Raw genomic sequence first — 26,585 nt, 5'->3', positions numbered from 1 at the left:
CCCCCCCCCCCCCCCCCCCCCCCCCCCCCCCCCCCCCCCCCCCCCCCCCCCCCCCCCCCCCCCCCCCCCCCCCCCCCCCCCCCCCCCCCCCCCCCCCCCCCCCCCCCCCCCCCCCCCCCCCCCCCCTGCCCGGGGACCAGCGCACGGCCGCGCGCCGCCCGTCCCCGGCGAGGAGCTATGCGGGGGCCGGAGGACCACCGTCGCGGGGCACGCCGGCTCGGTGCGGTGTCGCCGGGCCCCCGCCGGGTTCGGACACCCCGCCCGGCTGGCGGCGCCGCAGCTCGTCGGGCACCAGCTCGACCAGCTCCTCGGGCAGCAGCGGCAGGTCCAGCAGCGAGAGCTTGACCCGGCTCCGGTCCGCGGCGGCCCAGTCGTCCAGGCGCACCAGCAACCCGGCCTCGGCGCGGGTGGCGACGTGCAGCCCGTCGCCGGGACCCAGCCGGCCGCGGACCAGCCCGTCGACCTCCAGCGCCGGCCGGCCGGCAGTGGCCGGCATGGTCAGCTCGAGCGGCTCGTGCGGGCCCAGGACGACGGTGCGGTCGATGCCGTTCAGCGGCGCCGACGGCGTGACCAGCACCCCCTCGGCGCCCGGGGACATCACCGGGCCACCGGCGGCGAAGTTGTAGGCGGTGGAGCCCATCGGGGTGGCGATGATCAGGGCGTCGCAGCGGTAGTGCCCGTAGCGGCGGCCGGCCACCGACAGGGTCGCGTCGACCAGCCCCTCCCCCGGCACCCGGGCGAGGACGACGTCGTTGAAGGCGACGGTCTCCCAGCCCGGACCGCGCACCACCAGGCAGCTGCGGGACTCGACCGTCGAGCGCCCCTCGGCCATGGCGGTGAGGGCGGCGTCGAGCTCGCGGCCCTCCACCTCGGTGAGGAAGCCCAGGCGCCCGAAGTTCACCCCGAGCACCGGCACCGGCCGGCCGACGACCAGCCGCATCGCGCCGAGCAGGGTGCCGTCACCGCCGAGGGCGATGATCCCGTCGCAGCTGTCCGCGAGCTCGGCCACCGGGACGGGCGTGACCCCGGTCAGCCCGTGCCGGCCGACGTCCTCGGCCGCGGCGACCAGCTCGACGCCGTGGGTGGTGGTCCAGGCCGCGACCTGCCCGGCAGCCGCGGAGCAGTCGCGGTGCGGGTGGAGGACCAGGCCGATGCGGCTGCCGTCGTGCACGCCTCAGCCCCGGTACGTCTCGAGCAGGCGCAGCCAGATCTCACTGATCGTGGGGTAGGACGGGACCGCGTGCCACAGCCGGCTGATCGGCACCTCCCCGACCACCGCGATGGTCGCCGAGTGCAGCAGCTCGGCCACCCCCTCGCCGACGAAGGTGACCCCGAGCAGCACCTCCCGCTCGGTGTCGACCACCGCGATCGCCGTCCCCGAGTACCCGTCGGCGAAGACGGCGGCACCGGCCACGCTGCCGATCGGGTACTCGACCACCCGGTGCGGGAGCCCGGCGTCGGCCGCCTGCGCGGCGGTCAGCCCGACCGCGGCGACCTGCGGGGACGTGAAGACGACGCTCGGCGTGGCCCGCCGGTCGGCAGTGGCCACGAACGGCGACCAGTCGGCCAGGTCGACCTGCTCGCCGCGGGCCCGGGCGACGATCGCGGCGCCGGCCTGCCGGGCCTGGTACTTGCCCATGTGGGTCAGCTGCCCGCGCCCGTTGACGTCACCCACCCCGTAGAGCCAGGGCAGGCCGGTGACCTGCAGGGTGTCGTCGACGTCCAGGTACTCCCCCGGGGTGAGCCCCACGGTGTCCACGCCGACGTCGTCGGTGTTGGCGGCGCGGCCGGCGGCGACCAGCACCTCGTCGCCGCGGAACTCCCCGGTCGAGCAGCTCAGCACCACCTCGTCGCCGTCGCGGCGGGCGGCGCGCACCTCGGTCTCCAGCCGCACGTCGACGCCGAGCCCGCGCAGGGAGTCCGCGACGGCCTCCCCGGCCGCCGGCTCCAGGTGCGGCAGCAGCCGGTCGCCGTGCTGGAGCAGCGTGACCTGGGAGCCCAGCTGCTGCCAGGCGGTGGCCATCTCGGAGCCCACGTAGCCGCCGCCGAGCACCAGCAGCCGGCGCGGCGCCTCCTTCGCGCTGGTCGCCTCGCGCGGGGTCCAGGGGGCGACGTCGGCGAGCCCGTCGACCGGCGGGACCGCGGCGCGTGAGCCGGTGCAGACCGCGACCGCGTGCCGGGCGGTGAGCATCAGCTCGTCCCCGTCACCGGTGGTGACCACGACCCGCTTCTCCCCCGCCAGCCGGGCGTGCCCGCGGACCAGCGCGATCCCCGCCCCGTCGATCCACGCCACCTGCGAGGCGTCGTTCCAGTGGCTGGTGAACTCGTCGCGGCGGGCGAGGGTGGCCGTGACGTCCTGCTCGCCGGTCACCGCGGCCGCGGCGCCGGGCACCGCGCGGGCCTGGCCGAGCACCTCGCTGCCGCGCAGCAGGGTCTTGCTGGGCATGCAGGCCCAGTAGGAGCACTCGCCGCCCACCAGCTGGGACTCGACCAGCACGGCGCTCAGGCCGCCCCGGACGACGATGTCGGCGACGTTCTCGCCGGTCGACCCGGCGCCGAGGACGACCACGTCGAAGGACTGCTCAGAAGAGGTCACCCGGCCATCCTCGCCGTTGTGGTCGACTGGCCGCCATGCCGGTCGATGCGCAGGAGTTCTCCGCCGCCCTCCGCCAGTACGCCGCCGGGGTGGTCCTGGTGACGGTGCGTGACGACATCGACGACGTCGGGACGACGGTCACCTCGCTGATGAGCGTCTCGGCCGACCCGCCGCTGGTGGCGATCGGCCTGGCCGCCGACGGCTACCCGGCCGAGGTGCTGCAGGCGGTCGGCTCGGCGGCGGTGAACGTGCTGGCGGCGCCGCAGGCGATCCTGGCCAGCCGGTTCGCCTCGGCCGGCCGGCCCAGCGCGCGGCACCTGCTGGAGACGGTGCCCTGGCACCGGGCGCCGGTCAGCGACGCGATCGTGCTCGAGGGGGCCCTGGCGGCGCTGGACTGCCGGGTGGACTCGGTGGTCGAGGCCGGCAGCCACGTCGTCGTCCTGCTGGCAGTGGAGGGGGTGCCGGTCCTCGGGGACGGCGACCCGCTGGTGCGCCTGCGCGGCCGCTGGACCGACGGCGCCGGGCGGCTCGCCGGCCGCCGGGAGGGCTCGTGACGGCCCCGTCCGGAGGCTCGCCCCGAGCTCGCGAAGGGTGAGAGGAACGGGGTGCTCTGTCACATCGGCGGCGCCGGCGGTGCTGTAGAGGTGTGGACGTCGTCGGGCAGGGCCGGGTCGCGCCGTTCTCCACGGCGCGCACGGCCGCACGGAGGAGCACGGCCGTGAGAGGTGCGCGCCAGGCGGTGCACCCCGACCTCGAGTCGGTCTTCCGCGACAGCTACCCGCGGGTGGTCGCCGTGGCCGCCCGGGTCCTCGGCTCGCGCGATGAGGCCGAGGACGTCGCCCAGGAGGTGTTCCTGTCGTTCAGCCGCTCCGCGGTGCCCGCCGCGGAGGCGCAGGGGTGGCTCTCGGTCGCCGCGGCGCACACCGCGCTGAACCTGATCCGCTCCGGCCGCCGCCGGGCCGCCCGGGAGGTGACCGCCGCCGAGCGGGAGACCCCGGTCCCCGACGTCGCCGACACGGTGCTCGCCCGCGACGACTCCCGCCGGGTGCGCGCCGCCCTCGCCCGGTTGCCCCGCACCCAGGCCCTCGCCCTCGTGCTGCGGCACAGCGGCCTCAGCTACAGCGAGGTCGCCGCAGCCCTCGACCTCTCCCCCGGCAGCGTCGGCACCACCGTCCGGCGCGCCGAGTCCGCCCTGCGCAAGGAGTTGACCCACGATGCGTCTCCGCTCTGACCCCCACCCGGCCGACGGCACGCTGCGCCGGCTGATCGACGAGCCCGCCGGCGTCGCCGACGCCGACCGCGCGCACGTGGCCGGCTGCCCGGCCTGCCTGCGCGAGCTCGCCACCGTCCAGGCCGACGCCAGCGCCGCCGCGTCGGCGCTGGCCACCTCCGCTCCCGCACCGGACGTGGACCGCGCGTGGCTGCGGCTGCAGGCCGCGACCCGGCCGGCAGCCGCGGCCCGCACCGCGGCACCGGCCCGCACCTGGCGCAACCGGCTGCGCAGCCCGGTGGTCGCCGCGGCCGGTGTCGTGCTGATCGTCGGGGGCGCGGGCGCCGCGGCCGCCGGCGACTGGGTGCAGGTGTTCCGCACCGAGGAGATCGCCCCGGTGGCGGTCACCGAGGCCGACCTGATCGCGCTGCCCGACCTCTCCGCCTACGGCACGCTGCAGCCGGTCGCCGAGCCGGACGTGCGCGAGGTCGCCGACGCCGCGGCGGCCGAGGAGGCCACCGGCCTGGCGGTGCCGGAGGTCGACGAGCTGCCGCGCGGGGTCACCGGCGAGCCCACGTTCACCGTCGGCGACCAGCTGATCGCCGAGTTCGCCTTCTCCGCCGACCGGGCGGCGCAGGCGGCGGCCGCGGCCGGCGAGGAGCTCCCCGCCGTGCCCGCGGGGCTCGACGGCAGCACGTTCCGGCTGACCGCCGGTCCGGGGGTGGCCGCGGTCTGGACCGAGGCCCGTGGTGTGCCCGCCCTGGCGGTCGGGCGGGTGCAGGCACCGACGGCGGAGTCCCGCGGCGTGCCCTTCGACGTGGCGCGCGACTACCTGCTGTCGCTGCCCGGGCTCCCCGACGCCCTCGCCGACCAGCTGCGCACCTTCACCGCCGACGGCACGACGCTGCCGCTGCCGGTGCCGGCCGAGCTGGTGTCGACCTCGACCACCGAGGTCGACGGTGCGCGGGCCACCGTGCTGGCGTCCCGGGACGGCCTGCTGCACGGCGTCGTCTGGGTCGCCGACGGCGTGGTGACCGGTGTCGCCGGCACGCTGAGCGAGGACGAGGTGCTCGACGTCGCCCGGGGGCTGCGCTGACCGCGCCCGGAGCCGGACCGGCCGTCGCCGAGGAGCTGGTGGCCGGGCTGCCACCCTCGGCGGCGGTCTGGTGCTCGGGTCTGCGCAAGCGCTACGCGAAGCGCACCGCGGTCGACGGGGTCTCCTTCACCGTCGGCCGCGGTGAGGTCCTCGGCCTGCTCGGGCCCAACGGCGCGGGCAAGACCAGCGTGATCAAGATGCTGCTGGGGCTGGTCCGGCCCGACGCCGGCGAGGTCCTGCTGCTCGGGCGTCCGGGCACCGACCCGCGGGCCCGGGCCGCGGTGGGCTACCTGCCCGAGCTCTTCCGCTACCAGCCCTGGCTGACCCCGGCCGAGGTCCTCGCGCTGCACGTGCGGCTGGCCGGGGTCCGCGTGCCGGACACCGAGCGCCGCGAGTGCCTGGCGCTGGTCGGCCTGGCCGACCGGGCCGGCGACCGGGTGGGCGGCTTCTCCAAGGGCATGCAGCAGCGGCTGGGCCTGGCGGTCGCGCTGGTCGCCCGTCCGGAGCTGGTCGTGCTCGACGAGCCCACCAGCGCGCTGGACCCGGTGGGCCGGGTCGACGTCCGGGACCTGGTGCTGGACCTGAAGGCCCGCGGGGTGGCCGTGCTGCTCAACTCGCACCTCATCGGCGAGGTCGAGCGGGTCTGCGACCGGGTCGTGGTGCTCAACCACGGCCGGGTCGCCGCCGCCGGCTCCCTGGCCGAGCTGCTGGGCCAGCGTGAGCTGCGGCTGCACCTGGACGGGCTCACCCCCGCCGCCGAGGCGCGGCTGGCCGCGCTCGGCCGGGTGACCCGCGAGGGCGAGTGGCTGACCGTCATCCTGCCGGCCGACGACGACGGGACGGCGGTGCCCGACCTGGTCGCCGACCTGGTGTCGCTGCAGGCGCGGGTGCACGCCGTCGAGCCGGTGCGGATCAGCCTGGAGGAACGGCTGCTGGGCATCCTGCGTGAGGAGGGCCGGCCGTGATCGTGCTGACGATGGCCGGGCTGACGCTGCGCGAGGCGTCGCGGCGCAAGGTGCTGCGCGCGCTGGCGCTGCTCACCGCGGCCCTGCTGCTCCTCAGCGGCTGGGGGTTCTCCCGGCTGGACGCCGAGCTGGGCACGCTCACCAGCGGCGAGGCGCGGCTGGTCGCCTCCCAGCTGCTCAACCTGGTCATGTTCGGGTTCAGCCTGATCGGGGCGCTCGGGACGGCGTTCCTCGCCGGGCCGTCGCTGGCCGGGGAGGTGGAGTCCGGCACCGCGCTGGCCGTGCTGGCCCGACCGGTGCGCCGCTGGCAGGTGCTGCTGGGCAAGTGGCTGGGGCTGGTCGCCTTCGGTGCCGGGTTCGTGGTGATCGCGGGGCTGGCGCAGTTCCTCGTCGTCCAGCTGACCGTCGGGTACTGGCCGCCGCAGCCGGTCGTCGGCCTGCTGCTGCTCGCCCTGCAGACCACCGTGCTGCTCACCCTGGTGCTGCTGCTGGCCACCGCTATCTCCCCGATGGCGTCGGGCATCGTCGCGGTGGGCCTGTTCGGCTCCACCTGGGTGGCCGGCGTCGTCGGCGGGGTGGGCGAGGCGATCGGCAACGACGGCGTCGCCCGGGTCGGCAGCGTCTCGCGGATGCTGCTGCCCACCGACGGGCTGTGGCGGGGCGCGATGTACGCCTTCCAGGACCCGACGGCGCTGCGCGTCTTCGGCGAGGTCGGTTTCCCCTTCCTCGGCCAGGCCCCGCTGACCGCCACCTACCTGACCTGGGTCGCGGTGTGGATCGTGCTGGTGGGCGGGCTCGCGGTGCTCTCCTTCCGCCGCCGCGACGTCTAGGCCGTGCTGCCCGGACAGTCCCCCGCCTCGTGCGCTGGTGCGGGTTGACCCGGTCCGGCTGGGGTTGAGCCGCGTCCTGACGCGGGTCAACCCCAGCTCGCGCGGGTTGACCCGGGTGGGGGCACCGACACGCGCACGTCACCGGGCGGGGCTAGCGTCGTCGCCGATGAGCACCGCCCTGCCCGCCCCGTCCGAGTCCGCCGTCCGCCGTGCGCTGACCCGCGCCGAACGCGGCGTGACCCTGGACGCCACCGAGGCCGAGACCCTGCTGCACGCCCGCGGGCTGGCCGAGGGCGAGCCCCTCGACCGGCTGCTGACCGCCGCGGGGCGGGTGCGCGACGCCGGGCTGGCGTCCGCCGGGCGGCCCGGGGTGGTCACCTACAGCCGCAAGGTGTTCGTCCCGCTCACCCACCTGTGCCGCGACCGCTGCCACTACTGCACGTTCGTGACCACGCCCGGGCAGCTGCGCGCCGAGGGCAAGGCGCCGTTCCTCTCCCCCGACGAGGTGCTGGAGATCGCCCGCGCCGGCGCCGCGCTGGGCTGCAAGGAGGCCCTGTTCACCCTCGGCGACCGCCCGGAGGACCGCTGGCCGGTCGCCGCCGAATGGCTGGAGGCGCACGGCTTCGACTCCACGCTCGGCTACCTGCGCGCGATGGCGATCCGGGTGCTGGAGGAGACCGGGCTGCTCCCCCACCTCAACCCCGGGGTGCTGAGCTGGGAGGAGGTCCAGCGGCTCAAGCCGGTCGCCGCCTCGATGGGCATGATGCTGGAGACGACCGCCACCCGGCTCTGGTCGGAGAAGGGCGGCCCGCACTTCGGCTCCCCCGACAAGGAGCCCGCCGTCCGGCTCCGCGTGCTGGAGGACGCCGGCCGCTCCGCCGTCCCGTTCACCACCGGCGTGCTGCTGGGCATCGGCGAGGACTACGCCGAGCGGGTCGACGCGATCGCCGAGATCCGCGCCTCGGCCCGGCGGCACCAGCACGTGCAGGAGGTGATCGTGCAGAACTTCCGGGCCAAGCCGCGCACCGCGATGGCCGCGCACGACGACCTGGGCCTGCAGGAGTACGTCGCCGCCGTCGCCGTCACCCGGCTGCTGCTGGGGCCCGCCGCCCGGGTGCAGGCGCCACCGAACCTGTCCGACTCGACCGAGCTGGGCTTGCTGCTGCGCGCCGGCGTCGACGACTGGGGCGGGGTCTCCCCGCTGACGCCCGACCACGTCAACCCCGAGCGGCCCTGGCCGAACATCGACAAGCTCGCCGAGCTCAGCGCCGACGCCGGCTTCACCCTGCGCGAACGGCTGGCCGCCCAGCCCGGCTACGTCCTGCAGCCCGAGCCGTGGCTGGACCCGCGGGTGCGCCCGCACGTCGCCGCGCTCGCCGGCCCCGACGGCCTGGCGGTGGAGGGACGGCTGCCGGTGGGCCTGCCGTGGCAGGAGCCGGACGAGACGTGGACGGCGTCCGGGCGCACCGACCTGCACGTGGAGGTGGACACGGTCGGGCGCACCGGTGACCGGCGCAGCGACTTCGACGCCGTCTACGGCGACTGGGCCGAGCTGCGGTCCCGGACCGAGAGCGCCCGCGACGGCTCCTCCACCGCGCTCACCGCCGGCGACCCGGAGGTGCGGGCCGCGCTGCGGCGCGCCGAGGCCGACCCGGCCGGGCTCTCCGACGCCGAGTACCTCGCGCTGCTGGGCGCCGACGGGGAGGACCTGGAGGCGCTCGCCGCGCTCGCCGACGGCTTCCGCCAGCAGGTCAACGGCGACGACGTCACCTACGTGGTGAACCGGAACATCAACTTCACCAACGTCTGCTACACCGGCTGCCGGTTCTGCGCGTTCGCCCAGCGGCGCACCGACGCCGACGCCTTCACCCTGTCGATGCAGCAGGTCGGTGACCGGGTCGACGAAGCGTGGGCCGGTGGGGCGACCGAGATCTGCATGCAGGGCGGCATCCACCCCGACCTGCCCGGCACCGCCTACTTCGACCTGGCCCGGGAGGTGAAGGCCCGCCGGCCCGACATCCACCTGCACGCGTTCTCGCCGATGGAGGTGGTGAACGGCGCCGCGCGCACCGGGCTGAGCTTCCGCGACTTCCTCACCGCGGCCCGCGAGGCGGGCGTGGACAGCCTGCCGGGCACCGCGGCGGAGATCCTCGACGACGACGTGCGCTGGGTGCTGACCAAGGGCAAGCTGCCGGCCGCGACCTGGCTGGAGATCGTGCGCACCGCGCACGAGGTGGGTCTGCCGACGACGTCGACGATGATGTACGGCCACGTCGACACCCCCGCCCACTGGGTCGCGCACCTGCGTGCGCTCGCCGCGCTGCAGGACCAGACCGGCGGCTTCCGGGAGTTCGTGCTGCTGCCGTTCGTGCACCACAACGCGCCGATCTACCTCGCCGGCGTGGCGCGCCCGGGGCCGACGAACCGGGAGAACCGGGCGGTGCACGCCGTCGCCCGGCTGCTGCTGCACGGGCGGATCGACAACATCCAGACCTCGTGGGTGAAGCTCGGCGACGTCGGCACCCAGGCGATGCTGAACGGCGGCGCCAACGACCTGGGCGGCACGCTGATGGAGGAGACGATCAGCCGGATGGCCGGCTCGGGGAACGGGTCGCTGAAGACCATCGCCGAGCTGGAGGCGATGGCCGCCGCGATCGGCCGCCCGGCCCGGCAGCGGACGACGGAGTACGGCACCCCGTCGGCGGAGCGGATCGCCACCGCGCGGTCGGACTCCGGCCGCGCGGCGCTCACCCTCAAGCTCGTCTGACGGCACCGGTCCGGTGTCCTCCCGCACCGACAGTGGTGCGGGAGGACAGGGTCGGATCAGGTCACCTGATCCGGCCCGGGGGCCGTTCGGGCCTCGCGGCCTTCGGGGTCAGCGGCCGGCCTCGGTCGCGCCGGCGCCTCCGGTGGTGCGGTTCTCCGCGTCGGACTCCTCGGTCACCACGTCGACCCGCACCTCCTCCACGGGCGGCTGGTCGACGACGGTGACCGGCCGGGACGGGGTGGCCGGCGGCGGGGCCGGGACCTCCTGCGGCTGCTCGCTCTCCGAACCGCTCCTCGACCCGGCCACGGCCGCCGCCACCCCGGCGACCGCCGCGGCACCGGCGGCGACGGCCTTGGCCGACACCCCGGCCTTGCCGCTGTCCCCGCGGGAGAGGGCGGCCTCGTCGGCACCGGGGGTGCCGGCGCCGACACCGTGCCGGACCTCGCCGCGCCACGCACCGCTGGCGTAGCCCGCGTCCTCGATGAGGGCCTTGAACCGTTGCAGGTCCGACTTCGCCTGCCGGCCGACGATGCCGAGCTTGTCGCCGGCCTGCTCCACCAGGCCCTCGGGCTCGTACTCCAGGCTCAGGTGCACGATCGTGGACGCCGGACCGGCGGGCTCGAACCGGACGGCGCCGGCGTTGGTCGCACCGCTCGTGGCCGCCCAGGCGACCTTCTGGTCGGGGATCTGCTCGAGGATCGCGGCGTCCCACTCCCGCTTCACCCCGGCGATCTCGGCCACCCAGTGCAGCCGCTGGTCACCGCGCTGGGAGACCTCCTTCACCCCGCTCATGAAGTGCGGGAAGTCCTCGAACTGGGTCCACTGGTCGTACGCGGTCCGTACCGGCACGTCGACCTGGATCGACTCCTCGACCTTGGTGCTCATCGTCGGTTCCTCCTCCGTCGCAGACACTGACTGCCCTGCGCCCTACCCCCTCGCGCCGCTGATGCACGTCTGATCGACCGCGACAGCGGGGCGCCCTGCTCGGGTCCCGACGCAGGCCGCCGACCGGTCCTCGGTGAGGCGCCCCCCGGGGTTAGCGTGGCGGCCGTGACCGAGCCGCAGCGTCCGCCGTCCGACCTCGACCAGCTCGCCGACCGGTTCGTCGAGGCCTACGCCGCCGACCAGCCGACCCAGGCGACCTACATGGGCGTCGCCGGCCACGACGACCGCTGGCCCGACCTCACGCCCGACGGCCGCACCGCCACCGCGGAGCTGCTGCGCCGCACGCTCGCCGAGGTCCACCGGACGGAGTCCGCCGACCGCCGCGACGACGTCGCCCGCAGCGCGATGGTCGAGCGGATCGGCGCGGAGCTGGCCCTGCACGAGGCGGGCTGGAGCCAGGCCGCGCTGAACACGATCGACAGCCCGTTGCAGGACTTCCGCTCGACGTTCGACCTCATGCCCACCGAGACCGAGGACGACTGGGCGACGATCGCCCGCCGGCTGGCCGCCCTCCCCGACGCACTGGCGGGCTACACCGCCGGGCTCACCGACGCGGCCGGCCGGGGCCGGGTGTCCGCCGTCCGGCAGGTCCGGCTGGCCGCCGGCATCGCCCGCCGCTGGGCGGGGACCGGTGCGCAGCCCGGCTTCTTCGCCGAGTTCGCCGGCCGGGCACCGGTGGCCGGCGGGCTGCGCGCCGACCTGGACCGGGCGGCCGAGCGCGTCGCCGCCGCACTGGCGACCTTCGCCGACGCGATCGAGCGCGACCTGCTCCCCCGGGCACCCCAGGCCGACGGCGTGGGCCGGGAGCGGTACGCGCTGGAGTCCCGGCTGTTCACCGGCATGGACCTCGACCTCGAGGAGACCTACGCCTGGGGCTGGGAGGAGCTGGCCCGGGTCGTCGCGGAGAAGGCGGCGGTCGCCGAGCAGATCGCACCCGGTCAGGGCATCCCCGCCGCGATGGCGGCGCTGGACGCCGACCCGGCCCGGCAGGTGCGCGGGCGTGACGCGCTGCAGGCCTGGCTCCAGGAGACCGCCGACCGGGCGATGGCCGCCCTCGACGGCGTCCACTTCGACATCCCCGACCCGGTGAAGCGGATCGAGGGACGGCTCACCCCCACCTCCGGCGAGGGGGTGTACTACACCGGGCCCACCGAGGACTTCTCCCGGCCGGGCCGGATGTGGTGGTCGCTGCCCGAGGGCGTCACCGACATGACCACGTGGCGGGAGACGACGACCGTCTTCCACGAGGGCGTGCCCGGCCACCACCTGCAGATCGCGCAGAACGTGCACAACGCCGGCCTGCTCAACCGCTGGCAGCGGCTGATGGCCTGGTGCTCGGGGCACGGCGAGGGCTGGGCGCTCTACGCCGAGCGGCTGATGGGCGAGCTCGGCTTCCTCGACGACCCGGGCGACCGGCTGGGCATGCTCGACGCCCAGGAGCTGCGGGCGGCCCGGGTGGTGCTCGACATCGGCGTCCACCTGGACCTGCCGATCCCCCCGGGCCGCGCCGCCGGCGACCGCTGGACCTACGACGTCGCGCTGGCGTTCCTCCGCACGCACGTGAACTTCGCCGACGCGATGCGCATCGACGAGCTGCACCGGTACCTGGGCTGGCCCGGCCAGGCGCCGTCGTACAAGGTCGGCGAGCGGGTGTGGCTGACCTGCCGGGAGCAGGCCCAGGCGCGCGCCGGAGCCGACTTCGACCTCAAGGCCTGGCACCGGGCCGCGCTCGACCTCGGCCCGCTCGGGCTGGGCCCGCTGGCCGCGGAGCTCTCCCGGATGTGACCGCCGCGGGGCGACGGCCCGGCGTCGTCACCCCGCTCGGTCAGCGGCCGGCGGCGTCGCCCTGCTCGCGCTGGGACGCCCGCCACCGGCGCCACTCGTGGACCGCGACGGCGGCCCATGCGCCGGCCAGCGCGATCTGGACCCAGCCGAACACCGGCTCGCCGCTCCCGAGGTTGCCCACCCCGAGGGCGAGCCAGACGGGCGCGAACGCCACGGCCACCACCCAGCTGCTCCGCCTGGGCTCGGATCGCCACCGCCACCTCACCGGGCGACCGTACCGACGCCGTCATCGGTGGCAGCCGCGTCACGGGCGGCAGTGCGGTTGGGACGACGCACTGCCGAGGAAGATCAACGGCGACCCCCGACTGGACGATGCGTGCTCGGATCGTCCAGACCGGCCGTTCCCGATCTGGACGAAGCTCCGCACCCCCGTGGGCAAGACCTGCCGTGGACCCCGGCGTGTCGGACGGTTCGTCGCACACGACTGCGGCGCCCGTGGCGGGTGTGACGAGTGGGGCCCTCCGTCACACGGACGACATTTGACCGGTTGTGAAGGACAGCCGTGTAATTCGTGTCGTTGTCACACGTGGTGACAAACCGGCGACCGCGAGTACGGGCGGCCGGAACGAGACGCAGGGGGACGATCGTGATGGCCGAGGTGTCGTGGATGAGCGAGTACCGGAGTGCAGCAGCGGCGACGGCGCCGGTCGACTGGGCCGGGCAGGACGTGCTGGGCCTGGCCACCGTGCACCAGGGTGGCTTCCCCGGGTTCGACGGCGAGGAGCAGGGCTGGCAGGAGAACGCCCTGTGCGCCGAGACCGACCCCGAGGCGTTCTTCCCGGAGAAGGGCGGCTCGACCCGCGAGGCGAAGAAGATCTGCACCGGCTGCGAGGTCCGCGCCGAGTGCCTGGAGTACGCGCTCTCCAACGACGAGCGCTTCGGCATCTGGGGCGGCCTGTCCGAGCGGGAGCGCCGCCGCCTCCGTCGCCGCGCCTCCTGACGAAGTAGAAGGACCCCTCTGCCCCCACCGCTCGCAGGCTCGCGTCGGGCCCCTGCAGAGGGGCCGGCAGGCGTCAGCGCATGGCCGGTGGTGGGGTCGCGGAAGACTGGGTAGGGGCAGCTCGTGCGAGCGATCACCTACACCCAGCCCGGCGGCCCCGACGTCCTCCAGCTCGTCGACCGCCCCACCCCCGAGCCCGGCCCCGGCGAGGTGCTGGTCCGCCTGGCCTTCTCCGGGGTGAACCCCACCGACTGGAAGTCCCGCAGCAGCGCGCAGCCCGGCCCGGAGGGGCAGGTCCCGAACCAGGACGGCGCCGGCACGATCGAGGCCGTCGGCCAGGGCGTCGACCCGGTGCTGACCGGCGAGCGCGTGTGGGTCTGGGAGGCCGCCTGGCAGCGGCCCCATGGCACGGCAGCGGAGTACACCGTCGTCCCCGCGCGCCAGACCGTGCTGCTGGGCGCCGACCCCGCGTTCGAGCTCGGCGCGAGCCTGGGCATCCCGTTCCTGACCGCGCACCGCTGCCTGACCGTGGCCGAGTCGCTGCCCGACCGGCTGGCCCCCGGTTCGCTGAACGGTCGCACCGTGCTGGTGCAGGGCGGCGCCGGCGCCGTGGGCAACGCCGCCATCCAGCTCGCCCGCTGGGCAGAGGCCACCGTGATCGCCACGGTCAGCAGCCCGCAGAAGGCGCAGCTGGCCGCCGCGGCCGGTGCGTCGCACGTGATCGACTACAAGCAGCAGGACGTCGTCGCCGAGGTGCGCAAGATCGTGCCGGCCGGCGTCGACGCGATCGTCGAGGTCTCAGCCGCGCAGAACGCCGCCACCGACGCCCAGGTGATCGGCATGCACGGGTCGATCGCGATGTACGCCGACGACGGCGGCGCCGAGGTGACCATCCCGGTGCGCGCCCAGATGGGGCCCAACGCCCGCTGGCAGTTCGTGCTCGTCTACACCGAGCCGACCCGCGCGAAGGACGTCGCGGTGGAGGACGTCAACGCAGCGGTGCTCGACGGCGCCATCCGGGTCGGGGACGACGCCGGGCTGCCGCTGCACGTGTACCCGCTGGCCGAGACGGCGGCCGCCCACCAGGCCGTGCAGGACGGCGCCGTCGGCAAGGTGCTCATCGACGTCACCGCCTGAGAAAGGACCCCCTGCCCCCCACCACTCGCAGGCTCGCGGCGGGACCCTGCAGGGGGCCAACCGGGATCGCCCGCTCCACCGACGCCGATCGAGGGAACGGGCGATCCCGGCTCAGGTCAGCGGACCACGCGGAAGGGCACGCTCACCGGGTCGGCCGACCGGCCACCCAGCGACTGCGTCGCGACCAGCTCGTAGCTGCCCGGCTGCAGGGTGCCCAGGGCCGCCCGCCACGTGCCGTCCTTGCCGACGGTGACGGTGCGGGTGATGCCGGCCTGGACCGTGACGGTGGCGCCGGGGGTGCCGGTGCCGGTGGCGGTGACCGCGGGCTTCGCCGTCGCGTCGACCGCCGGCGAGGTGACCGTGAGGCCGTCGATGTCGGCCCGGGCGGTCAGCCACTGGTCCTGGCCGATCGGGTGGTCGACCACGCGGGTCTCACCGATGCAGCCGTTCCAGCCGTTGGTGGCCTTGTCGTCGACCCAGTCGGCCCCGAAGATCCACGGCATCGCGCCGTCCAGCCCGTGGCCCACGGTGTCCGAGGCGTTGCGCAGCACCGGGGCACCGTCGACGTACATCGTGGTGGTGGCCGACTCCGGGTCGTTCACCAGCGCGACGTGCGCCCACGTGTCGACCATGATCTCGCCCGACCACGAGGTGCGGTCACCCTTGGCGGTGTCGATCGGCACCTCGGTCCACTGGAACTCCTTGAGGTTCGACAGGCCCAGGGCCACCGGGGACGCCGTCCAGTCCCAGCGGGTCTGCGGCACACCGATCTGCGAGCGGTTGCCCGAGCGCACGATCGCCTTCATCCAGGCGTTGTCCGACTGGTTCCAGCTCTCGTCGATCTTGAGGAACGTCTCGATCGTGTAGCCGTTCTCCAGCGCCTCGAGGTTCACCGGCGCGTCCGCGCGGGTGGTCAGGTAGCTGAACCGGTTGGTCTGCTTGTTGGCGTTGGTGAAGCAGACCGCCGCGCCGTCCGAGGAGTACGGGTGCGCGTCCTGCGAGAAGTTCACGTCCCGCAGCTGGGCCGTGGGCGAGCCGGACTGGCTGATCGGCACGCGCATCAGGTTGTTGCGGTTGTTGCCCTCGACGTCGCGGATGACGCCGCCCTGGGCGACCACACCGCGCAGCCCGTTCATCCGCCAGTGCGCCAGCGTCCCCTCGACGCGGGGGTAGTCCGCGGGCGAGCCCGGCAGCTCGGTGGTGACCGGGTCGGGGGCGACGAAGCCGTCGAGCAGGATGTCGCGCGCCGCCTGGGTGAGCGAGGGCTCGTCGGGCGAGCCGGCGGTGAACCCGGGGTTGAACCCGGCGAAGCGCTCCGAGAAGTCGACGCCGACGGTGAACTGCTGGTTCGGGCCCTCGAGGAAGGCCTGGTCGTAGGAGGTGAGCTTCTCCTGCGGCTTGGCGACCACCCACGGCGAGCCGGTCTGCGCCGAGATCGTGTCGTTGGTGAGGTCGAACTCGAACAGGCCGAGGTAGCCGTTCCCGCCCTCGTAGGCCATCTGGTAGTCCATCAGGACCTGGGTCACCGAGTGCCCGAAGTCGTTCTGCTTGACCAGCCGGGTCGCGCCGTGGAAGTGGCCGTTCAGCGTCATGAAGATCTGGTCGTTGCTCTTGATGAGCTTCTCCCAGAGCCGCAGGCCGTAGCCGGTCTCCTGCGGGGAGACCCCGTCGTTCTGGATGCCGATGATGTCGTGCGAGGTGAGGATGACCGGCACGGTCGGGTGCGCGTCGATCACCTCGTTCGCCCAGCGGAGGGTGGCGTCCGAGGCGCGCCAGGACAGCGCCAGGACCATGAACTGCTGACCCTCGGCCTCGAAGACGTGGTACTGGTTCATCCCCGTCGGGTCGCTGCCGCCGTAGGTGGACTGCTCGGCCGCCCGGTCGGGGCCGAACCAGCGCAGGTAGGGCTCAGCAGCCAGGTCGTACTGGTCGTCGTACCAGTTGTCCGAGGAGTTCCGGACGTCGTGGTTGCCGGCCAGGATCGAGTACGGCAGGTCGGCGTCCTCGAGGGTCTGCATGGCGGCGTCGGCGGTGCGCCACTCGCCCTCCTGGTTGACCTGGTCCACGACGTCACCCAGGTGGGCGACGAACGGGATCCGCAGCTCGTCGGCGTGCTCGGCCAGCCACTCGGTCTGGACGGCGTAGGGGTTGTTCCCGTCGCCGTAGCGGTCGGGCCGCTCGAACTCGGACTCGGCGTACCGGGAGTAGAACTGCGTGTCCGGCAGCACGGCCAGGGTGAACCGGGAGGCCGGCTCGGTGGGCGCGGCCTGGGCCGGGGCGGCGGTGGCAGTGGCGGTGACGAGGCCGCCGGCCGTGGCGAGGGCGGCCACCGTGGTGACGACGCCGGCGCCGGCCACGGCCCGCAGGCGGGACCTCCGGGCGGGTCGGTCCCCGCGGTGCGCGGGCCGGGTTCTGAGCAGGTGCATGAGTGCTGACCTCCGACTGTCCTGGGAGCGGTGGGGGGTCCCACCGCGCAGGAACGCTGTCGATCAGCTGTGGCCAGCGGGTGTCGCGGCTGTGTACGGCACGCCAGCCGAGCGTGAAGCTGTAGTCACTACACCGGGTGGTTCCGTTACCGGGGAGGCGACCTCAGCCCACGCCGAGGGAGCGGGCGATCAGCATCCGCTGCACCTCGGACGTGCCCTCGCCGATCTCCAGGACCTTCGCGTCCCGGTAGAACCGGCCGACCGGGAACTCGGTCATGAAGCCGTAGCCGCCGTGCACCTGAGCCGCGTAGCGGGCGTTCTCCATCGCGATCTCCGAGCTGTACAGCTTGGCGACCGAGGCCTCGCGCTGGAACGGCTCGCCGCGCAGCATCTTCTCCGCCGCCCGGTAGTAGGCCAGCCGCGCGGTCGAGGCCCGCACCTCCATGTCGGCGATCATGAACTGCACCGCCTGGTTGCGGCCGATCGGCTGCCCGAACGCCTCCCGCTCGGCGGCGTACTTCACCGACTCGTCGACGCACCCCTGGGCCAGCCCGACGGCGAGCGCCGAGATCGCGATCCGCCCCTCGTCGAGGATGGACAGGAACTGCGCGTACCCGCGGCCCCGCTCCCCCACGAGGTTCGCGGCCGGCACCCGGACGTCGTCGAAGGCGAGCTCGCGGGTGTCCGAGGCGTTCCAGCCGACCTTCGCGTAGCGCTTGCCGACGGTGAACCCCGCGATGCCCGAGGGCACGACGATCGCGGAGATCTCCTTGCCGCCGTCGGCCTTCGCGCCGGTGACCGCGGTGACGGTGACCAGGTCGGTGAGGTCGGTCCCCGAGTTGGTGATGAAGGCCTTCGAGCCGTTGATCACCCACTCGTCGCCGTCCAGCCGGGCGGTGGTCTTCGTGGCGCCGGCGTCCGAGCCGCCGCCGGGCTCGGTGAGCCCGAAGGCGCCCAGCGCCTCACCGGCGCACAGCCGGGGCAGCCACTGCTGCTTCTGCTCCTCGGTGCCGAACCGGAAGATCGGCATCGCCCCCAGCGACACCCCGGCCTCCAGGGTGATCGCCACCGAGGAGTCGACCCGGGCCAGCTCCTCCAGCGCGACACAGAGGGTGAAGTAGTCGCCCCCCGACCCGCCGTACTCCTCCGGGAACGGCAGGCCGAACAACCCCAGCTCGCCCATCTGCCGGACGATCGCGGTGGGGAACTCGTCGCGTTCGTAGAAGCCGCCGATCTGCGGGGCGACCACCTCCACGGCGAACTCCCGCACCAGCTTCCGCAGCGCCTCGGTCTCCTCGTCCAGCCGGTAGTCGAGCACCGTCGCTCACTCCCCCTCCGCGGGCGCCGGTGGGGTCACCACGGCCACCCGTTCGTCGAGCCGGACCGACTGGCCGGCCGTCACCGGGAGCTCGGTGACCACCCCCGCGACCGGGGCGGTCAGCACGTGCTCCATCTTCATCGCCTCGACGACCAGCAGCGGGGTCCCCGCTGCCACCTCGTCGCCGAGGGAAGCCCGCAGCACGGTCACGGTGCCGGGCATCGGGGCGGTCACCGCGCCGCCGACGACGGCCGCCGCTGCCGCGCCGGTCAGCCGCTCGTGCTCGCGCAGGGCGATCACGTGCCCGTCGGCGGCGAGCCAGACCTGGCCGTCGGCGTGCACCACGGTCCACCGGGTGGTCACCCCGCCGAGCGTGACGTGCAGCTGGACGCCGTCCCGGACGGCGGTCGCGGGCTGCGGATCGCCGTCACCGATGCACACCTGCGCCGACGACGCCCGGCCGCGCACCCGCACCTCGACCGGATCCCCGCCCGGCGCCTGCAGCCGGCGCACCGTCCACGCGGGCTCCCCCAGCCGCCAGCCGCCCGGGTCGTCCCACGGGTCGACGACCGGGCCGGCCGGCTCGGCCTCCAGCAGCAGCGCGAGCGCCGCCACGGCGTGGGCGTGCGGCGGCGGGGCGGCGGCGGCGAGCTGCTCGCCCCGCCGCTCGATCAGCCCGGTGTCCAGCCGGCCGGCGACGACGTCGGGATCACCCAGCAGGTCGCGCAGGAAGGTCGCGTTGGTGGGCACCCCGAGGACGGCGGTCTGCCCGAGCGCACCGGCCAGCCGGGCGCGCGCGGTCTCCCGGTCCGGCCCCCAGGCGACCAGCTTGGCCAGCATCGGGTCGTAGTCGGTGCCGACGACGGTGCCCACCGCCAGCGCGCTGTCGACCCGGATGCCGCGGCCGGCCGGCTCGACCAGCCCGACCACCGTGCCGGTCTGCGGCAGGAACCCGCGGGCCGGGTCCTCGGCGTAGAGCCGCGCCTCGATGGCGTGCCCGTCGAGCACCACGTCGTCCTGGCCGACGGGCAGCGGTTCCCCCGCCGCCACCCGCAGCTGCAGCTCGACCAGGTCCAGGCCGGTGACGCACTCGGTCACCGGGTGCTCGACCTGCAGCCGGGTGTTCATCTCGAGGAAGAAGAAGTCGCCCGGCCGCGCGGCGTCCACGATGAACTCGACCGTGCCCGCCCCGGTGTAGCCCACCGCGCGGGCGGCGTCGACGGCGGCGCTGCCCATCGCGGCCCGGCCGGCCGCGTCCAGCAGCGGCGACGGCGCCTCCTCGATCACCTTCTGGTGCCGACGCTGCAGGCTGCACTCCCGTTCACCCAGGTGCACCACGTTCCCGTGCGCGTCGCCGAACACCTGCACCTCGATGTGCCGGGACCGCGCCAGGTACCGCTCGACCAGCAGGGTGTCGTCGCCGAAGGAGCCGCGCGCCTCCCGCCGGGCCGCGGCGATCTGCTCGGCCAGCTCGTCCGGGCCGCGCACCACCCGCATGCCCTTGCCCCCGCCGCCGGCGCTGGGCTTGAGCAGCACCGGGAAGCCGACCTCCACCGCGGCGGCGGCGACCGCGTCGTCGTCCATGCCCGGCTCGGTGCGGCCGGGGACGACCGGGACCCCGGCGGCGGCGGCGGTCCGCTTGGCGCGGATCTTGTCGCCCATCGCCTCGATCGCGGCGACCGGCGGCCCGATGAAGACCAGGCCGGCCCGCTCGCAGGCGCGGGCGAAGTCGGCGTTCTCGGAGAGGAACCCGTAGCCGGGGTGCACCGCCTCGGCGCCGGTGCGGCGGGCGGCGTCCAGCACCCGCTCGATGGAGAGGTAGCTCTGCGCGGCCGGCGCCGGGCCGATCGGGACGGCGACGTCGGCGAGCCGGGTGTGCAGCGCGCCGGCGTCGGCCGCGCTGTGCACGGCGACCGAGCGGATGCCGAGCGCCCGCAGCGTGCGGATCACCCGGACGGCGATCTCCCCGCGGTTGGCGACCAGGACGGTCCCGAACACCGCTCAGCACCCCCCGCCGGCGGCGACGGGGCGGTCAGGCCGCCTTGCGGTCGCCCTTCGCGAGGACGGCGTCGGCCTTGCCGACCTTGACCAGCCGGCGCTTCTTGACCGTGTAGCCGGGTGGGAGCGTGCCCTCGGCGAGCGCGCGCAACGGGCACCGGGCGCACCGGGGCTTGTCGACGCAGCACTTCTTCTTGGGCATCTTCGCCGACTTCCCCACGCGGTGAGGTTAGCCATGCCTTCCTGCCCCGTCCACGGGTCCGGCGTGTCGCCGACTACCGTGCGGAGGACGTCACCTCGCGAGAAACGGGAGCCCCGATGGCCGCCGAGCCCTTCATCGACCTGCTCAACGCCCAGATCGGCCACGAGTTCGCCGCCCACCAGCAGTACGTGGCCTGCGCCATCTACTTCGACGAGCTGACCATGCCGCAGACCGCGCAGCTGTTCTTCGACCAGGCGGCCGAGGAGCGCAACCACGCGATGATGATGGTGCGCTACCTGCTCGACGCCGACGCGCGCGTGCAGATCCCCGGCATCGCGGCCCCGATCACCGACTTCGCCGACGTCGTCGCCCCGGTCGCGCTCGCGCTGGACCAGGAGAAGCGGGTCACCGAGCAGATCAACCAGCTCACCGCCGTCGCCCGGCAGCACAACGACTTCGCCAGCGACCAGTTCATGCAGTGGTTCATCAAGGAGCAGGTCGAGGAGGTCAGCAAGATGAGCGACCTGCTGGCCGTCGTCAAGCGCTCCACGCACGACCTGGAGACGATCGAGGACTACGTGCTGCGCGAGGTCAAGCCGGAGTCTGCCGACCCGACCGCCCCCGCCATCGCCGGCGCCGCCGGCTGACCCCGCTCGGGGGCAGAGATGGCCGTCCCTGCCCTCGAGCGGCCGCTCACATCCGGAAGACGCCATAGCCGACCTCCTCCAGGGGGGCGTTCGCGCAGGCCGACAGTGCGAGCCCGAGCACGGTGCGGGTCTGCGCGGGGTCGATCACGCCGTCGTCCCAGAGCCGGGCGGTGGCGTGGTACGGGTTGCCCTCCTCCTCGTACTGCGCCCGGATCGGCGCCTTGAACGCCTCCTCGTCCTCGGCGCTCCATGCGTCCCCGAGCCGGTCGCGGCGCACCTGGGCGAGCACGCTGGCGGCCTGCTCCCCACCCATCACCGAGATCCGGGCGTTGGGCCAGGTGAACAGGAACCGGGGTGAGTACGCCCGGCCGCACATCGAGTAGTTGCCGGCGCCGAACGAGCCACCGATGACGACGGTCAGCTTCGGCACCCGGGCGCAGGCGACGGCGGTGACCATCTTCGCGCCGTGCTTGGCGATGCCGCCGGCCTCGTAGTCCCGGCCGACCATGAAGCCGCTGATGTTCTGCAGGAACAGCAGCGGGATCGACCGCCGGTCGCACAGCTCGATGAAGTGGGCGCCCTTGAGCGCCGACTCGGCGAACAGCACCCCGTTGTTGGCGACGATGCCCACCGGGTGGCCGTGCAGCCGGGCGAACCCGGTCACCAGCGTCGGACCGTACAGCGGCTTGAACTCGGCGAACCGGCTGCCGTCGACCAGCCGGGCGATCACCTCGCGCACGTCGTAGGGCGTGCGGACGTCGACCGGGACGACGTCGTAGAGCGACTCCGCCGGGTACCGCGGCTCCTCGGCCGGCTCGACGTCCCACGGCCGGGGGCTGCGTGGCCCCAGGGTGCCGACGATCTGGCGGACGATCTGCAGGGCGTGCGCGTCGTCCTCGGCCAGGTGGTCGGTGACCCCGCTGACCCGGGAGTGCAGCTCGCCACCGCCCAGGTCCTCGGCGCTGACCTCCTCCCCCGTCGCCGCCTTCACCAGCGGCGGGCCGCCCAGGAAGATCGTGCCCTGGCCGCGGACGATGACCGCCTCGTCGCTCATCGCCGGGACGTAGGCCCCGCCGGCGGTGCACGAGCCCAGGACGGCGGCCAGCTGCGGGATGCCCGCCTTCGACATGGTGGCCTGGTTGTAGAAGATCCGGCCGAAGTGGTCGCGGTCGGGGAAGACCTCGTCCTGCAGCGGCAGGAAAGCGCCACCGGAGTCGACCAGGTAGATGCAGGGCAGCCGGTTGTGCAGCGCCACCTCCTGGGCGCGGAGGTGCTTCTTCACCGTCATCGGGTGGTAGGTGCCGCCCTTGACCGTGGCGTCGTTGGCGACGACGACGACCTCCCGGCCGGCCACCCGCCCGACCCCGGTCACGATGCCGGCGGCCGGGACCTCACCGTCGTACAGGCCGTGCGCGGCCAGCGGTGAGAGCTCGAGGAACGGGCTGCCGGGGTCCAACAGCGCGTCGACCCGGTCGCGCGGCAGCCACTTGCCCCGGTCGAGGTGCCGGCGGCGGGCGCGCTCCCCGCCACCGAGGGCCACCCGCGCGAGGTGTGCGGACAGCTCGGCGACCAGGGCGCGGTGCCCGGCGGCGTTGCGCTCGGCCGCCGTCGGGTCCGCCGGCGGGGCGGTGGGGAGCACCGGTGCGTCCACGGCTGCGAGTGAAGCACGTCACCCTCCCCGTTGTGAACAGCAGTTAACCTCCGGGGGTGGCCGCCGACCCCGACAGCGCGCTGTCCGCCGACGCGGAACGGCCGTCCCGCCGCGAGCAGATCCTGCGGGCCGCCGCGCAGCTGTTCGCCGAGCGAGGGGCCCGGGCCGTCGGGGTCGACGACGTGGGTGCGGCCGTCGGCATCACCGGGCCGGCCATCTACCGGCACTTCACCGGCAAGGACGCCATGCTGGCCGAGATGCTGCTGCGGATCAGCGAGCGCCTGCTGGAGGAGGGCGCCGCGCGGGTCGCGGCCGCCGCGGACGACCCGCTGGCACAGCTGCGCGCCCTGGTCGCCTTCCAGGTCGGGTTCGCCCTGGACAACCCCGCGCTCATCACCGTGCACGACCGGGACCTCGGCGTCCTCGGTGAACCGGACGCCCGGCGCGTGCGGCAGCTGCAGCGTCGTTACGTCGAGGTGTGGGTCGCCGTGCTGGGCCGGGTGCACCCGCAGGCGCCCCCGGCGGCCTGCCGGGGGCGGGCACACGCGCTGTTCGGGCTGGTGAACTCCACCCCGCACAGCGCCGGACAGCTGCCCCGCCCGGTGATGGCCGAGCTGCTCACCGCGATGGCCCTGGCCGCCGCGACCGCGCCGGCCTGAACGTCACTCCCCGGCGCTCGGCAGCGCCAGCGCGGAGCTGGCCAGCACGTCCAGGGCCGCGCTGGTCCCGGCCGCGCCGGCCCACGCCGACTCGACGATCGTCACGTCGGTGCCCCGCTGGCTGCTGGCGTACTGCGCACCCCGCAACCGCTCCGGGGCCCCGGCGTAGCCGACCCCCTCCCGGAGCAGGTCACTGACGTTGCCGCTGCCGTCGGTGTCGGCCAGCGCGCGCAGCGCCTGGGCCAGCGAGGCATCCGGCATGGTCACCTCGGCGACCGAGACGACGGCCGAGCGGCCGTCGGCCTCCGCCGACCACAGCGAGCGGACGAGGCCGGTGCACTCGTTCTCGGCGAAGAACGACGCCACCGACCCGTAGGCGTGCTCGGCGCAGCTGGTGTCGCGCAGGCTGACCTGCAGCGTGTAGGTGACCCCGTCGACGACCTCGGTGTGCCCGGACCGGGGGCCGTCGGCGACCGGTGCGGGCGCCTCGGTGGTGGCGCCGACCGGGTCGGGCGCCCGGTCGTCGTCGTCGGAGGTGAGGACGACGGCGCCCAGCACCCCGGCCAGCAGCACCAGGGCCAGCGCCGCGACCAGGACCACGGCACGACGGCCGCGCGCAGCTCCGCCGGTGGCGGTCGCCCCGCTCCCGGCCGGGCTCCGGCGGGGCCGCAGCTCCGCCGGCAGTTCCCGGGGTGCGGCGGCCGGCTGGTGGCCGGACGGCGGGTTGCCGACGCTGCCCGGACCGAACGGGTAGGCCGTCGTCGACCGGGCACCGCTCGACGGCTCGGGCACCGGCTGGACGGTGGCGGCGGGTCCGCGGTCCGCGCGCGCCGGGCGGGCGGCCGCATCTCCGAAGAACCCGCCGAGCCCGCCGGTGTCGTCCCGGTCCGGCCGGGAGGGGCCCTCCTCCGGCGCGGGGTCGGGGAGCAAGGACACGGTGTCCCCCGCCGTGGACGACCGCAGTCCGACCGGCACGACGGCCTCCTGCGTCGTGTCCGCCGCGGGCGGGGCCGCCTCCGTCCCCGGGGGGACCGTGGGGGCGGGGCCGGGGACGGCCGCCGCGGAGGCGCCGGGGGCGGGTGTCTCGGGAGCGGGCGCCTCGGCAGGAGCAGGCGCGTCGGGGGCAGGCGCGTCGGAGGCAGGGCCGGGCCCGGTGGCCGGCTCGCTGCGGGCCGGGGCCGCCGGCTCCGCCGCCTGCTGGGCCGCTGCGGCGGCCGCGGCCACGCGGGCGGCCGCAGCCGGGTCGACCAGCGGCCCCGCGGGCGCGACGCGACCGACGCCGTCATCGGCCACCGGCCCGGCGGCGACCCGGCTGGGCGAGGCGTTCAGCGCGGCCGGGGTGAGCAGGTCGGGGCGGCGCAGCACGTAGGGCGAGTAGGGGAAGCCCTCCCCGTTGAGCTCCTCGACCGACGGGGTACGGCCGGCCACGCCCAGCGCCTCGATCGCCGCCCGCACGTCGGCGGTGGTCCACAGCCGCGGGTTGTCGGTGCCGGCGTGCCGGCTGGCGCGGGCCACCCCCAGCAGCAGCGAGCGGGGGTCCAGAACGGCGACCTGGTCGCCCTCGCCGAGGTCGCCGTCGGCGGGCACCAGCCCGGTGACCGCACCGGTGAGCACGGTGAGCCGGGCGATCCGGCCCGGCTCCAGCCCGGCCCGGCGCAGGGTCACGGCTGCGTGCATGCCGGCCCGCATCAACCCGTCGAGGGGGGTGGACCCGCCACCGGAGAGCTGCAGCACGCTGCCCGGCCCGGTGCCGTCCCCGATCGTCCAGGGCCCCTCCGGGCCGGCGGTGACCACGCCCGACTGCCGCTCGACCTCGACGACCCGGATGACGGCGACGCCCTCGGGCACGAAGAGGACCGCGTCGGACTGCCGCCGCTGCAGCGGCGGCTCGACGACCGGCAGGGAGGCCACGACCGCGCCGCGCACGGCGCTGCCGGTGTCCCACCCGGCGAGCTCGGCGAAGAACTCACGCTCGGCCGCCGACTCCAGGCGGGGCGGCGTGAGGATCAGCACGGGGTCTCCACGGTCAGGCGACGGGCCGTCGCGGCGGGTGCGCCAGCGGCACGGACCGATCCGACGTTACGTCATCGCACCGGCCGTCCCGGGGTTCACCGGACGGGCGCGCCGCCGTTCCCCGCGGCGACCGGCGCGTCCGGCTCCACCACGCGACCGGGCTCGACCGGGGCCCGCCAGCGGAGGAACATCGGCGTCCGGGCGACCCCGTCGACCGCGCCCCACAGCAGCGCGAGGCCGACCGCGACCACCGGCAGCGCCGCCCAGTCCCACGGTGGGATCTCCGCGACCACCGACTGCCCCAGGGCGGCCAGCGCGGCCCCGGCGGTGACCGGGAACGCCGCCAGCCAGCCTGGCACCCGGGCGAGGACGGCGAGGTCGACCAGGACCGCGCCGGCCAGCAGCATCACCGGCACGGCCGAGGGCGGGAAACCGGTCGCGGTCAGCAGACCCCAGGTGATCGCGCGGTAGGCCAGGTAGACGCCGGCGATCGTCGTCGCCGTCCAGCGCAGCCCGACGGTCCGCCGGGCGACCACCAGCGCGAGCAGGCCGGCGCAGACCAGCCACGCGGGGTGCACCCAGGAGGGCACCGGGAGCATGAACTGGTCCGGGGACTGCCCCTGGGAGGCGGCGAAGTCCAGCAGCTGCGGCTCCGCGGTGGTGCGCCCGGCGCGGTAGTCGGCCAGCGCCAGCACGCCGTACTCCTGGTGCTGGTTGGGGAACAGCACGTTCTCCACGAAGAACACCCACAGACCCAGCGAGACCAGGTCACGCAGCCGACCCGGGGCCGCGTACAGCCACCAGCCGCGGATGGCGCCGGCCAGCATGATCGCCGTCCCCAGGTAGAGCAGCGCGTGGCTGGGGCTCCAGCTGGTGATGTCCAGCCCGTTGATGCGGTGGTTGAGGAGGTCGACCGGGATGGCCACCAGGAAGGTGGCGATGCCGGTCTGCATCAGCCGGAGCGCCCGCCGGTCGACGCCGTGGCCGCTGTAGCTGTGGAAGACGACCAGCGCGACCACCACGACGGTGCCCAGGGTGTTGAGCAGGTGCGGCGGGGCCAGGTCGTCGCGGAGCCACTTGAAGTGCCAGGAGACGTCCCACGACGAGCCGAGCATCTTCAGGGTGAACGCCGCCAGCCAGGCGGTGTAGATCCACCCCAGCTCCAGCTGACTGGTCGGCCGGCCGGGGCGGCCGGGGGTCATGTACGCCGCCCACAGCCAGCGCAGCAGCGCGACGGGGTGGCGCAGGCCGGCGCGCAGCGAGCCCGGGGCCGCCGGGGCCGACGTGGGCCGGGGTGCGACGGGCGTGGTCGGGGTCACGAGCAGCTCCGCTGGTCAGAG

The 26,585-nt window shown here is 75.1% G+C and carries 22 protein-coding genes; 11 read left to right on the top strand and 11 right to left on the bottom strand.

From position 1 onward, the window contains the following. Positions 1 to 175: 175 nt before the first annotated feature. Both ACI795_RS04455 and ACI795_RS04450 read right to left on the bottom strand, forming a co-directional pair. A complete protein-coding gene (locus ACI795_RS04455; RefSeq protein ID WP_457074011.1) occupies positions 176 to 1,171 on the bottom strand; it encodes an NAD(+)/NADH kinase in 996 nt (331 codons plus the stop codon). 3 nt (positions 1,172 to 1,174) lie between these two features. Next, the gene (locus tag ACI795_RS04450; RefSeq protein WP_457074010.1) at positions 1,175 to 2,596 is read right to left on the bottom strand and encodes a dihydrolipoyl dehydrogenase family protein; all 1,422 of its coding nucleotides are present in this window, start codon (positions 2,594 to 2,596) and stop codon (positions 1,175 to 1,177) included. 35 nt (positions 2,597 to 2,631) lie between these two features. Here ACI795_RS04450 and ACI795_RS04445 point away from each other — a divergent pair, with 35 nt between their 5' ends. The 6 genes from ACI795_RS04445 (at position 2,632) to ACI795_RS04420 (ending at position 9,464) form a co-directional block, all read left to right on the top strand. Beyond that, positions 2,632 to 3,150, top strand: coding sequence for a flavin reductase family protein (locus ACI795_RS04445; RefSeq protein WP_457074009.1), 519 nt, complete (start codon positions 2,632 to 2,634; stop codon positions 3,148 to 3,150). Between the two features lie 164 nt (positions 3,151 to 3,314). Next, the gene (locus tag ACI795_RS04440) at positions 3,315 to 3,827 is read left to right on the top strand and encodes a sigma-70 family RNA polymerase sigma factor (protein WP_457074008.1); all 513 of its coding nucleotides are present in this window, start codon (positions 3,315 to 3,317) and stop codon (positions 3,825 to 3,827) included. Next, on the top strand, positions 3,811 to 4,902 hold the full coding sequence (locus ACI795_RS04435; RefSeq protein WP_457074007.1) for a hypothetical protein: 1,092 nt from the start codon (positions 3,811 to 3,813) through the stop codon (positions 4,900 to 4,902). Before ACI795_RS04440 ends, ACI795_RS04435 begins: the two co-directional genes overlap by 17 nt. Before the next feature lie 38 nt (positions 4,903 to 4,940). Next, positions 4,941 to 5,867 carry an ABC transporter ATP-binding protein gene (locus ACI795_RS04430; protein ID WP_457074006.1) on the top strand — a complete coding sequence of 309 codons (927 nt, stop codon included), beginning with the start codon at positions 4,941 to 4,943 and terminating at the stop codon, positions 5,865 to 5,867. Continuing rightward, complete coding sequence (locus ACI795_RS04425; RefSeq protein ID WP_457074005.1) at positions 5,864 to 6,697, top strand: ABC transporter permease; 834 nt, start codon at positions 5,864 to 5,866, stop codon at positions 6,695 to 6,697. Before ACI795_RS04430 ends, ACI795_RS04425 begins: the two co-directional genes overlap by 4 nt. A gap of 166 nt (positions 6,698 to 6,863) precedes the next feature. Next, the gene (locus tag ACI795_RS04420; RefSeq protein WP_457074004.1) at positions 6,864 to 9,464 is read left to right on the top strand and encodes a bifunctional FO biosynthesis protein CofGH; all 2,601 of its coding nucleotides are present in this window, start codon (positions 6,864 to 6,866) and stop codon (positions 9,462 to 9,464) included. Between the two features lie 108 nt (positions 9,465 to 9,572). Here ACI795_RS04420 and ACI795_RS04415 read toward each other — a convergent pair whose 3' ends face one another. After that, positions 9,573 to 10,349 carry an SRPBCC family protein gene (locus ACI795_RS04415; protein WP_457074003.1) on the bottom strand — a complete coding sequence of 259 codons (777 nt, stop codon included), beginning with the start codon at positions 10,347 to 10,349 and terminating at the stop codon, positions 9,573 to 9,575. A gap of 165 nt (positions 10,350 to 10,514) precedes the next feature. Between ACI795_RS04415 and ACI795_RS04410 the strand changes: the two genes are divergently transcribed. Next, positions 10,515 to 12,194: a DUF885 domain-containing protein gene (locus tag ACI795_RS04410; RefSeq protein ID WP_457074002.1), complete on the top strand. Its 1,680-nt coding sequence runs from the start codon at positions 10,515 to 10,517 to the stop codon at positions 12,192 to 12,194. Between the two features lie 40 nt (positions 12,195 to 12,234). On the opposite strand, the gene ACI795_RS04405 is transcribed toward ACI795_RS04410, so the two are convergent. Next, entirely contained in the window at positions 12,235 to 12,408 is a 174-nt protein-coding gene (locus ACI795_RS04405) for a hypothetical protein (protein WP_457074001.1), read from the bottom strand. A 453-nt stretch (positions 12,409 to 12,861) separates the two neighbouring features. Here ACI795_RS04405 and ACI795_RS04400 point away from each other — a divergent pair, with 453 nt between their 5' ends. Further along, complete coding sequence (locus ACI795_RS04400; RefSeq protein WP_457074000.1) at positions 12,862 to 13,194, top strand: WhiB family transcriptional regulator; 333 nt, start codon at positions 12,862 to 12,864, stop codon at positions 13,192 to 13,194. Positions 13,195 to 13,317: 123 nt separating this feature from the next. After that, positions 13,318 to 14,331: an NADPH:quinone reductase gene (locus tag ACI795_RS04395; protein WP_457073999.1), complete on the top strand. Its 1,014-nt coding sequence runs from the start codon at positions 13,318 to 13,320 to the stop codon at positions 14,329 to 14,331. Positions 14,332 to 14,447: 116 nt separating this feature from the next. Here ACI795_RS04395 and ACI795_RS04390 read toward each other — a convergent pair whose 3' ends face one another. From ACI795_RS04390 to ACI795_RS04375, 4 genes are all read right to left on the bottom strand, one after another. After that, a complete protein-coding gene (locus tag ACI795_RS04390; protein ID WP_457073998.1) occupies positions 14,448 to 16,688 on the bottom strand; it encodes a metallophosphoesterase in 2,241 nt (746 codons plus the stop codon). Positions 16,689 to 16,920: 232 nt separating this feature from the next. After that, positions 16,921 to 18,075, bottom strand: coding sequence for an acyl-CoA dehydrogenase family protein (locus ACI795_RS04385; protein WP_457073997.1), 1,155 nt, complete (start codon positions 18,073 to 18,075; stop codon positions 16,921 to 16,923). Positions 18,076 to 18,081: 6 nt separating this feature from the next. Next, entirely contained in the window at positions 18,082 to 20,073 is a 1,992-nt protein-coding gene (locus tag ACI795_RS04380) for an acetyl/propionyl/methylcrotonyl-CoA carboxylase subunit alpha (RefSeq protein WP_457073996.1), read from the bottom strand. A 34-nt stretch (positions 20,074 to 20,107) separates the two neighbouring features. After that, positions 20,108 to 20,293, bottom strand: a complete 186-nt coding sequence (locus ACI795_RS04375) for a hypothetical protein (RefSeq protein ID WP_457073995.1) — start codon at positions 20,291 to 20,293, stop codon at positions 20,108 to 20,110. 98 nt (positions 20,294 to 20,391) lie between these two features. Between ACI795_RS04375 and ACI795_RS04370 the strand changes: the two genes are divergently transcribed. After that, positions 20,392 to 20,922, top strand: coding sequence for a ferritin (locus ACI795_RS04370; protein WP_457073994.1), 531 nt, complete (start codon positions 20,392 to 20,394; stop codon positions 20,920 to 20,922). Between the two features lie 46 nt (positions 20,923 to 20,968). Here ACI795_RS04370 and ACI795_RS04365 read toward each other — a convergent pair whose 3' ends face one another. After that, entirely contained in the window at positions 20,969 to 22,573 is a 1,605-nt protein-coding gene (locus tag ACI795_RS04365; RefSeq protein WP_457073993.1) for a carboxyl transferase domain-containing protein, read from the bottom strand. 56 nt (positions 22,574 to 22,629) lie between these two features. On the opposite strand from ACI795_RS04365, the gene ACI795_RS04360 reads away from it, so the two are divergent. After that, complete coding sequence (locus ACI795_RS04360; protein ID WP_457073992.1) at positions 22,630 to 23,232, top strand: SACE_7040 family transcriptional regulator; 603 nt, start codon at positions 22,630 to 22,632, stop codon at positions 23,230 to 23,232. A 3-nt stretch (positions 23,233 to 23,235) separates the two neighbouring features. Here the strand turns inward: ACI795_RS04360 and ACI795_RS04355 are convergent, their stop codons facing one another. Both ACI795_RS04355 and ACI795_RS04350 read right to left on the bottom strand, forming a co-directional pair. After that, the gene (locus ACI795_RS04355; protein ID WP_457073991.1) at positions 23,236 to 25,245 is read right to left on the bottom strand and encodes a hypothetical protein; all 2,010 of its coding nucleotides are present in this window, start codon (positions 25,243 to 25,245) and stop codon (positions 23,236 to 23,238) included. 95 nt (positions 25,246 to 25,340) lie between these two features. Further along, positions 25,341 to 26,564 (bottom strand): hypothetical protein, encoded by a 1,224-nt coding sequence (locus ACI795_RS04350; RefSeq protein ID WP_457073990.1) that lies wholly within the window; start codon positions 26,562 to 26,564, stop codon positions 25,341 to 25,343. Between the last annotated feature and the right edge of the window lie 21 nt (positions 26,565 to 26,585).

This window comes from Modestobacter sp. SYSU DS0290 (assembly GCF_054050955.1).
The sequence above is the reverse complement of the archived record's forward strand: the minus strand, read 5'-3'. Positions and strand labels throughout refer to the sequence as shown.